This is a genomic window from Streptomyces sp. NPDC089915 (assembly GCF_040684675.1).
Lineage (GTDB): Bacteria > Actinomycetota > Actinomycetes > Streptomycetales > Streptomycetaceae > Streptomyces.
Genome location: NZ_JBFBGN010000200.1, coordinates 1 through 9,308 on the forward strand (window position 1 = coordinate 1; position 9,308 = coordinate 9,308).

The following is a 9,308-nucleotide window of genomic DNA, read 5'->3' on the forward strand; positions in this document are numbered from 1 at the left end:
GTCAAGGGTCGCCGAAGGCGATCGCGAAGCGACGCGACGAAGGAGCGCCCTTGACTGACCGGCCCGCCACGGAAAAACGAAGACTGCCGGGAACCCCCCAACCTTCTCTGAGACCGCCCGGGTCAAGTCCCGCCCTCCCCCGGCCCCACCCCCGACCCCCGGGAGACGCAGGTCACATCCAGGGCGTGTCACAGGTCGTCGGAGCGCGGTGTCTTGAGGGCACAACGGCAAACAGCGACTACGAAGGAACCCACCATGAGCGCTCGTCTGAACCTCTTCGCCAACCCGGTCGCCGTCAAGGCGTGGAAGCACATCATCGCGGCGAGCAAGGCGCTCGGGGAGTCGACCCTGCCGGCCGCGACGCGTGAGCTGGTGATGCTGCGGGCCAGCCAGATCAACGGCTGCGCCGGGTGCATCGACATGCACACCAAGGACGCCGCCGCCGCCGGCGAGACCGCCGTGCGCCTCAACCTCGTGGTGGCCTGGCGGGAGGCCACGGTGTTCACCGAGGCGGAGCGTGCCGCCCTGGAGCTGACCGAGGAGGCCACCCGTATCGCCGACGCCGCCGGTGGCGTCAGCGACGAGGTCTGGGGGAACGCGGCCAAGCACTTCGACGAGGACCAGCTCGCCGCCCTCGTCACCCAGATCGCCCTCATCAACGCCTTCAACCGCGGCAACGTCATCGTGCGGACGCCCGCCGGCGGTTACGAGCCCGGCCAGTACCAGCACTGACGACCGCCGCCCCGAGGGAGGAAGACGCGATGAACCTCGCACTGTGGATCGTGACCGGACTGCTCGCCGCCGCCTACCTGCTCGGCGGGGCCTACAAGGTGATCACGCCGAGGGAGAAGATAGCCGGCGCCGGCTCCAGCGGGCGGTGGGTCGAGGACTTCAGCGACGGCGGGGTGAAGGCCATCGGCGCCCTGGAGGTGCTGGCCGCGGTGGGCCTGGTCCTGCCCGCCGTGCTCGGCGTCGCGCCGGTGCTGGTGCCGCTGGCCGCCCTCGGTCTGGTGCTGCTCATGCTGGGTGCGGCGGTCACCCGGTTCCGGCGGCACGAGACCGGGCTCGTGGTGGTGGACCTGGTCTACGTCCTCCTGGCGGCCTTCGTGGCGTGGGGCCGCTTCGGCCCCGAGGCCTTCACCGGCTGACCCCGGGTCCGGGCTCGGCCCCCGCCACCCCCGCCACCCCGCACCACGGGACCGTCGCCGGGGGCCAGACCGGGCCGACGGCCTCCGTGCGGGCCGGCGGGGTGTCCGGGGTGAGGCCCGGGAGGCGGACCAGGGACTGGGAGGTGCGGGCGTCCGGCTGCGGGGGCCTGCGGTCGCGGAACTCGACCGTGACCACGTACGAGCCCTGACCGCCCCGGGCCTCCACCGCCGCCAGCACCCGCCGGCTCGCCGGGTCGACGCGGCAGTCGGTGACGCGGACCTCCGGAAGGACGACGGGGGGCCGGGCGGGCGGGGCGCTGGCCCAGACGTACAGGGCCAGCGGGGCGAACACCAGGAGTCCGGCCAGGCCGACGAGGCCGACCAGCCAGCCCTGCCATTTCCGTGCCATGCCCCCGATCCTCCCCGTACGGCAGGCACGCCGCCAGCACCCGCCCACTCACACAGCATTTCGAAGCGGGACCGCCTGGACACCCCCCGTTCACCCGACTCCCCGCGGAATGTGGGTTTCCGTGAGCAGGCTGCACCCGTGAGACGCATCCTTGGAATCGCTCTGGCGGTCCTCCTGATGGGCGGCGTGATCGCCGTCATCGTTCTCGGGGGGAACGGAACAGAGGGCACGGCAACGAAGACCGTGCGTGGCGTCATCGGATCGGAGAAGTCCGAGTTCTTCCGCGATCCCGACGTCGTCAAAGCCCTTGCTGACAAGGGCTACACCGTGAAGACGGAGACCTCGGGCTCCTGGGCCATGGACCAGCTGGCCCTCAAGGAGTTCGACTTCGCCTTCCCCAGCAGCAGTGAGCCCGCGCAGGAGATCGAGGCCGCGGCCGGGGTGAAGGGGGCGCAGACCGCCAAGCCCTTCTTCTCGCCCCTCGTCGTCATCGCCCGCGCCAACGCCGCGAAGGTCCTCGCGGACAACGGGCTGGTCAGGATGAACGGGAAGAACTCCGGGACCCTCCTGATGGGCCCCTACCTGAAGGCCGCCGGCGAGGACCGGGGCTGGCAGCAGCTGAACGGCTCCGCCGGCGACACCGAGCTGAGCGGCACCGTGTTCATCAAGACCACCGACCCCGCCACCTCCAACTCCGGGGCCCTGTTCCTCGCCGCGGCCTCCAACGTCGCCAACGGCGGCACGGTCGTGTCGGACGACGGCGGGATCACCCGCACGGCCCCGCTCCTGCGCAAGCTGATCCAGGTCCAGGGGGCCCTGGAGACCTCCACCGACGGCCCGTTCCGCGCCTTCGTCAGCGGCAGCGGCGAGCCGCTGATCCTGGCCTACGAGGCCCAGGTGGCCGCCCTCCTGATGCAGAAGCAGACCAACGCCGAGCTGGGCGGCATGGTCGTGCTCTACCCGGACACCACCGTCAACTCCCCGCACACCTTCGTCCCGCTCAACGACAAGAGCAGGGACCTCGGCACCCTGCTGGCCACCGACCCGAAGCTGCGCCAGCTCGCCGTGCGCCACGGCTTCCGCCCCCAGGAGGGCGTCGCCGAGTTCACCGCCGCCACCGCGCCCTACGCCGGCTACCTCAACCCGGGCCTGACCGGGATCCGGCAGGTGGGCGCTCCGACCGTCAAGGTGCTGATGGCGATGGCCGCCCGCGCCAAGGGCCAGGGGGACCACTGATGACGACGCCGCTGACGCCGCCCGGGGACGAGCCGGGGAGCCCGCTCGTGCTGACCGCGCCCGAGCCGGTGCCCGCCGTGAAGCGGGAGCAGGCCTCCGGCCTGGTGCCGCTGGACGAGGGCGTGCGCGAGGAGATGTCCCGCCGGGCCGGCGAGTACGTCGGCGGGCTCGCCGGGGTCGACGCCCGCTCCCCCGAGTTCGCCTCCCGCATCCACGACATCACCGCCCTCGGCTCCGCCGACATGCGCACCGCCGCCGACCAGTCCAACCGGATGCTGGAGCGGGCCGTCCGCTCGATCGGCTCGGACGGCGGCGGCGACGCCCAGACCCGGGTCGCCGGCTCCCTCGTCGAGCTGCGCCGTACCGTCGAGGACCTCGACCCGCAGGCCGGCACCCCCGCCAAGGGGGCCCGCAGGCTGCTGGCGAAGCTGCCCGGCGGCAACCGGCTGCGCGACCACGTCGCCAAGTACGCCTCCTCCCAGGACTCCCTGAACCGGATCGTCCAGGCCCTGCGCGGCGGCCAGGACGAGCTGCGCCGCGACAACGCCGCCCTGCACACCGAGCGGGCACGCCTCTGGGAGACCATGGGCAGGCTCCAGGAGTACGCGGTCCTCACCGAGGCCCTGGACGCGGCCGTCGAGCAGCGGATCACCGAGGCCGAACGCGCCGACGCGGCCCGGGCCGACGCGCTCCGCTCCGACGTGCTGTTCCCGGTCCGACAGAAGCACCAGGACCTGCTGACCCAGCTGGCCGTCTGCGCCCAGGGCTACCTGGCGATGGACGTGGTCCGGCGCAACAACGACGAGCTGATCAAGGGCGTCGACCGGGCCGCGACCACCACGGTCTCGGCGCTGCGCATCGCGGTGATGCTGGCCTCGGCCCTCGACAGCCAGCGCAGGGTGGTCGAGCAGGTCAACGCCCTGCGCGGGACCACCGAGGACCTGATCCGGGGGAACGCGGAGATGCTGGCCACCCAGAGCGGGGAGATCCAGCGGATCGCCGCCGACCCGGCGGTCGGGGCGGAGACGCTCCGTACGGCCTTCGGGCAGATCTACAAGACCCTCGACGCCATCGACTCCTTCAAGGCGCAGGCCACGGAGAACATGGCGGCGACGGTCGAGTCCCTGACGGGCGAGCTCCAGGCGGCCTCGGCGTACCTGGCCCGGACCCGTACGCCGAACGCCCTGGAAGGAGGCGACCGATGAGGCGGCGCACCGCGCTGATGCGCAGACACCTCGCGGCGGCCGTCGCGCTGGCCGCCACCCTGCTGGGGGCCTCGGCCTGCACCGGCGGGAAGCCGGACGGCGAGCCGTCGGCCGGTGCGGGGAAGCCGGCGGCCGAGTACAAGGAGGGCCGGCTGCGCGTCCTCGCGTCCAGCGAGCTCGCCGACATGGCGCCGGTCCTCAAGGACGCCAAGGACGCCACCGGGGTCTCCGTCGACTTCACCTGGTCGGGCACGCTCGACGCGGCCGAGCAGGTGTCCTCGGGGAAGGCGGACGGCAAGTACGACGCGATCTGGCTGTCCTCCGACGACTACCTGCGGCTGCGCCCCGAGGCGGCCGCGAAGCTCGCCAACGAGACCCCGGTCATGTCCTCGCCGGTCGCCCTGGGCGTCCGTCCGGAGGCGCTGGCCCGGCTGGGCTGGAAGCCGCAGGAGGTGACCTGGTCGGCGGTCGAGGAGGCGGTGGCCGCGGGGAAGCTGACGTACGGGATGACGGACCCGGTCCGCTCCAACTCCGGTTTCTCGGCGCTGGTCTCGGTGGCCTCGGGGCTTTCGGGGGCGCAGGCGGCGCTGACCGACGAGGACGTGGCGAAGGCCCGGCCCCGTCTGAAGGGCTTCTTCAACGGGCAGAAGCTGACCTCCGGTTCCTCGGGCTGGCTGGCGACGGCGTACGCCAAGCGCGGGGACGTCGACGCGCTGGTGAACTACGAGTCGGTCCTGCTCTCCATGAACAGGGACGCCAAGGACGGGAAGGCGCCGCTGACCGTCATCCGGCCCAAGGACGGCGTGGTCACCGCCCACTACCCGCTGACCCTGCTGACCTCCGCCCCCGCCGGGGCGCGGGAGTCGGGCCGGCGGCTGACGGACTACCTGCGGGGCGACGCGGCGCAGAAGGCGATCACCGAGAAGACCTTCCGCCGGCCGGTGGCGACCGGGGTGGCCCCCGCCGCCGGGCTGGACGCGGACAAGCGCCGCGAGCTGCCGTTCCCGGGGACGCGTTCGGTCGCCGACGGGCTGCTGGCCTCGTACGAGAACGAGCTGCGCCGGCCCTCGCGCACGGTGTACGTGCTGGACACCTCGGGTTCGATGGGCGAGGACAACCGCATCGGGCGGCTGCGTGACGCGCTCACGGACCTGACGGGGACGGGGAGTTCGGGCCCGGGGCAGCGGTTCCGGGACCGTGAGGAGGTGACGCTCCTGCCGTTCGGCGACGGGGTGAAGCAGGTGCTGACGCACGTGGTGGAGCCGGGCAACCCGGGTCCGGCGCTGGACGCGATCCGCGGTGACGTGAAGTCGCTGCGCCCCGACGGGGGCACGGCGGTGTACGGGAGCCTGAAGGCCGCCTACCAGCACCTGGGGAACGGGAACGCGGACGCGTTCACCTCGATCGTGTTGATGACCGACGGTCAGAGCGGGGACAAGGTGCAGGACTTCGACTCGTTCTACGCCGGTCTGCCCGAGGGGCAGAAGCACACTCCGGTCTTCGCGGTGCTGTTCGGGGACTCGGACCGCAAGGAGCTGTCCCACATCACCGAGCTGACGGGCGGCCGGCTCTTCGACGCGACGAACGGCAACGGCTCTCTGGACGGGGCCTTCGAGGAGATCCGTGGCTACCAATAGGCCCCTGGCGCGGGCGCTGGGGTATCTGGAGTCGAGGAAGAACCTGGCGGGCAGCGCCTGTGGGCTCGCGGGCCTGGGGCTGACCCTGGCCGGGGTGGCGGGCGCGTACTGGCCGGTGGTGATCGCGGGCCTGTACGGGGTGGGGGCGCTGGTCGCCCCGCCGGAGCGGGCTCCCGTCCCGGTGTTCCCGGGGACGGCGGAGCGGCTGGGCGTCGTACGGGAGGACCTGGGCCGGCTGCGGGACTACGTGGCGGAGGTGGAGCTGCCGCCGGCCGCCGGGGGGAAGCTGGGCGAGCTGCTGGACCTGTACGCGGCGCTGCTGGAGCCGGGGTGGGTCACGGAGGCGCTGGCGACGGAGCCGGACGCGGTGCACGCGCTGTCGCGGGCGATCCGGCTGGACGTCCCGGAGTGCGTGGACACCTACAACCGGACCCGCTGGTGGACCCGGCTGACGCCGGGCGGGGAGTCGCCGGAGCGGCACCTGGAGCGGCAGTTGTCGGTGCTGTTCGAGGAGGCGGAACGCCTGACGGCGGGCCTCCAGGACAGGGAGGCCCGCCGTCAGCAGACGCACACGACCTACCTCGAGGAGCGCGGGCGCTCCTGAGGGGCGGGACGGGCGGCGGCCGGGACAGTGGCCGCCGTTCGTCGTCGGGCGTGTGCTGCGATGGGAAAGCCTTGGTCGGGGATTCCCACAGCGGTGGGAGAACCTTGGTCGGGGACTCCCACGTTCAGGGGCCTGCGGCGTGGGCGCAGGCGGTCGGGCTCAGCCCAGGCGCTCGACCAGCGCGTGGTACTGCTCCCACAGCTCCTTCGGCGTGTGGTCGCCGTAGGTGTTGAGGTGGTCGGGGACCAGGGCGGCCTCCTCGCGCCACACGTCCTTGTCGACGGTGAGGAGGAAGTCGAGGTCCTCGTCGGAGATGTCGAGGCCCTTCAGGTCGAGGGCGGCCTTGGTCGGCAGGACGCCGATCGCGGTCTCGACGCCCTCGGCGCTGCCGTCGAGGCGGCCGACGATCCACTTCAGGACGCGGCTGTTCTCGCCGAAGCCGGGCCACACGAACTTGCCCGCGTCGTTCTTGCGGAACCAGTTCACGTAGTAGATCTTCGGGAGCTTGGTCTGGTCCTTGTCGGCCGCGACCTTGACCCAGTGGGCCATGTAGTCGCCCATGTTGTAGCCGCAGAACGGCAGCATCGCGAACGGGTCGCGGCGCAGCTCGCCGACCTTGCCCTCGGCGGCGGCGGTCTTCTCGGAGGCGATGTTCGAGCCGATGAAGACGCCGTGGTTCCAGTCGAAGGACTCGGTGACCAGCGGGACGGCGGAGGCGCGGCGGCCGCCGAAGAGGATCGCGGAGATCGGGACGCCCTTGGGGTCCTCCCACTCGGGGGCGATCGTCGGGCACTGCGCGGCCGGGACGGCGAAGCGGGCGTTGGGGTGGGCGGCCGGGGTCTCGGACTCCGGGGTCCACGGGTTGCCGCGCCAGTCGATGAGCTCGGCCGGGGGCTCCTCGGTCATGCCCTCCCACCAGACGTCGCCGCCGTCGGGGGTGAGCGCGACGTTGGTGAAGACGGTGTTGGCGTACATGGTCTTCATGGCGTTGGCGTTGGTGTGCTCGCCGGTGCCGGGGGCGACGCCGAAGAAGCCGGCCTCGGGGTTGATCGCGTAGAGGCGGCCGTCCTCGCCGAAGCGCATCCAGGCGATGTCGTCGCCGATGGTCTCGACCGTCCAGCCGGGGATGGTCGGTTCCAGCATGGCGAGGTTGGTCTTGCCGCAGGCCGACGGGAAGGCCGCCGCCACGTACTTGGTCTCGCCCTCGCCCGCGGGCGGGGTGAGCTTGAGGATCAGCATGTGCTCGGCGAGCCAGCCCTCGTCGCGGGCCATGACGGAGGCGATGCGCAGGGCGTAGCACTTCTTGCCGAGCAGGGCGTTGCCGCCGTAGCCGGAGCCGAAGGACCAGATCTCGCGGGTCTCGGGGAAGTGCGAGATGTACTTGGTGGTGTTGCAGGGCCAGGCGACGTCGGCCTCGCCCTCGGCGAGCGGGGCGCCGAGGGTGTGGACGGCCTTGACGAAGAAGCCGTCGGTGCCGAGCTCGTCGAGGACGGCCTTGCCCATGCGGGTCATGGTGCGCATGGCGACCGCGACATAGGCGGAGTCGGTGATCTCGACGCCGATCGCGGAGAGCTCGGAGCCGAGGGGGCCCATGCAGAAGGGCACGACGTACATCGTGCGGCCCTTCATGGAGCCGCGGAAGATACCTTCCTGCCCCGCGAAGCCCCCCTCACCAGTGAAAAGGGCCTTCATCTCGGAAGGGGCCTTCCAGTGGTTGGTCGGGCCCGCGTCCTCCTCCTTCTCGGAGCAGATGAAGGTCCGGTCCTCGACGCGCGCGACGTCGGAGGGGTCGGAGGCGGCGTAGTACGAGTTCGGGCGCTTGGTCTCGTCGAGCTTCTTGAACGTGCCCTTGGCGACGAGCTCCTCGCACAGGCGCTCGTACTCGGCTTCGGTGCCGTCGCACCAGACGACGCGGTCCGGCTGCGTGATGGCCGCGATCTCGTCGACCCAGGAGATCAGCTCCTGGTGCGTCGTCGGGAGGGAAGGGGTGGGAGCCGCGTTGTCGCGCGCCACGATTGCTCCTTGTTGAGGGGTTTGTTTGGTGTATGCCCCGTGGGGGCCGCGACCCGGACGCTTCGCGCTCCGCTCATCCGGTGTCGACCGCACTCATCTGATCATCCGGTGCGTGTGCGCATATGTCCAGGGGGCCTCTCACGTGAGCATCGCCACGTCGGTCAATCTTCCGTAAAGAGGACTAACAGAAACCTACGGACCCGTAGGTAGCATGAAGACCATGACTTCTGACGCCGCTGCCGTAGCGGCCGCACCGGCCGAACGCGCAGCTCCGGAGGCCAAGCCGCTGATGCGCGGCTGGCTGCACACCGGAATGTTCCCGGCCGTGGTGGTCGCCGGCCTCGTGCTGATGACCTTCACCGACTCGACGCGGGCGCGGGTCGCGTGCGGGGTGTACATCCTCACCGCCTGCCTGCTCTTCGGCGTCAGCGCCGTCTACCACCGGGGCACCTGGGGCCCTCGCGGCGAGGCGATCCTGCGCAGGCTCGACCACGCGAACATCTTCCTCATCATCGCGGGCACCTACACCCCGCTCACCGTCCTGCTGCTGCCGGACTCCACCGGGCGGACCCTGCTGTGGGCGGTGTGGCTCGCGGCCGCCGCGGGCATCGCCTTCCGCGTCTTCTGGGTCGGCGCCCCGCGCTGGCTCTACACCCCCTGCTACATCGCGATGGGCTGGGCCGCCGTCTTCTTCCTGCCGGACTTCCTGCGCACCGGCGGTATCGCCGTCCTGGTGCTGGTGATCGTCGGCGGCCTCCTCTACAGCGTGGGCGGCGTCATCTACGGGATCAAGCGCCCGAACCCCTCCCCCCGCTTCTTCGGCTTCCACGAGGTCTTCCACTCCCTGACGCTGGCGGCCTTCGTCGCGCACTACGTCGGTATCTCGCTGGCCGCCTACTCGCACTGAGGACTCCGCAGGGGACTGCTTCATCCTGCCGTTATCGCACGGCCGCCCGGAGCCCGCACTCCGGGCGCGGAGAAGCGCCGCCGGGGCCCGTCCGCGTTCCTGACCGCCCTCCACGACCACTGCGCGCGCGGCTACGGCGAGATCGAGAC

At 71.6% G+C, this 9,308-nt stretch carries 9 protein-coding genes; 7 read left to right on the forward strand and 2 right to left on the reverse strand.

The features are described from left to right. The first annotated feature begins 255 nt into the window (after positions 1–255). Both AB0O29_RS32730 and AB0O29_RS32735 read left to right on the forward strand, forming a co-directional pair. A complete protein-coding gene (locus AB0O29_RS32730; protein ID WP_365159100.1) occupies positions 256–732 on the forward strand; it encodes a carboxymuconolactone decarboxylase family protein in 477 nt (158 codons plus the stop codon). 29 nt (positions 733–761) lie between these two features. Next, on the forward strand, positions 762–1,148 hold the full coding sequence (locus tag AB0O29_RS32735) for a DoxX family protein (RefSeq protein WP_365159103.1): 387 nt from the start codon (positions 762–764) through the stop codon (positions 1,146–1,148). On the opposite strand, the gene AB0O29_RS32740 is transcribed toward AB0O29_RS32735, so the two are convergent. Continuing rightward, the gene (locus tag AB0O29_RS32740; RefSeq protein ID WP_365159106.1) at positions 1,138–1,557 is read right to left on the reverse strand and encodes a hypothetical protein; all 420 of its coding nucleotides are present in this window, start codon (positions 1,555–1,557) and stop codon (positions 1,138–1,140) included. The genes AB0O29_RS32735 and AB0O29_RS32740 overlap by 11 nt on opposite strands. A gap of 111 nt (positions 1,558–1,668) precedes the next feature. On the opposite strand from AB0O29_RS32740, the gene AB0O29_RS32745 reads away from it, so the two are divergent. From AB0O29_RS32745 to AB0O29_RS32760, 4 genes are read left to right on the forward strand one after another with little or no spacing between them, the layout of a single operon-like run. Continuing rightward, positions 1,669–2,793 carry a hypothetical protein gene (locus tag AB0O29_RS32745; protein ID WP_365159109.1) on the forward strand — a complete coding sequence of 375 codons (1,125 nt, stop codon included), beginning with the start codon at positions 1,669–1,671 and terminating at the stop codon, positions 2,791–2,793. Further along, positions 2,793–3,998, forward strand: coding sequence for a toxic anion resistance protein (locus tag AB0O29_RS32750; RefSeq protein ID WP_365159112.1), 1,206 nt, complete (start codon positions 2,793–2,795; stop codon positions 3,996–3,998). Before AB0O29_RS32745 ends, AB0O29_RS32750 begins: the two co-directional genes overlap by 1 nt. Then, positions 3,995–5,635 (forward strand): VWA domain-containing protein, encoded by a 1,641-nt coding sequence (locus AB0O29_RS32755; RefSeq protein ID WP_365159114.1) that lies wholly within the window; start codon positions 3,995–3,997, stop codon positions 5,633–5,635. Before AB0O29_RS32750 ends, AB0O29_RS32755 begins: the two co-directional genes overlap by 4 nt. Continuing rightward, on the forward strand, positions 5,622–6,239 hold the full coding sequence (locus AB0O29_RS32760; RefSeq protein ID WP_365159116.1) for a hypothetical protein: 618 nt from the start codon (positions 5,622–5,624) through the stop codon (positions 6,237–6,239). Before AB0O29_RS32755 ends, AB0O29_RS32760 begins: the two co-directional genes overlap by 14 nt. A 159-nt stretch (positions 6,240–6,398) precedes the next feature. Here AB0O29_RS32760 and AB0O29_RS32765 read toward each other — a convergent pair whose 3' ends face one another. Continuing rightward, positions 6,399–8,252, reverse strand: coding sequence for a phosphoenolpyruvate carboxykinase (GTP) (locus tag AB0O29_RS32765; protein ID WP_365159119.1), 1,854 nt, complete (start codon positions 8,250–8,252; stop codon positions 6,399–6,401). A 220-nt stretch (positions 8,253–8,472) separates the two neighbouring features. On the opposite strand from AB0O29_RS32765, the gene AB0O29_RS32770 reads away from it, so the two are divergent. After that, complete coding sequence (locus AB0O29_RS32770; protein ID WP_365159122.1) at positions 8,473–9,159, forward strand: hemolysin III family protein; 687 nt, start codon at positions 8,473–8,475, stop codon at positions 9,157–9,159. Positions 9,160–9,308: the final 149 nt, after the last annotated feature.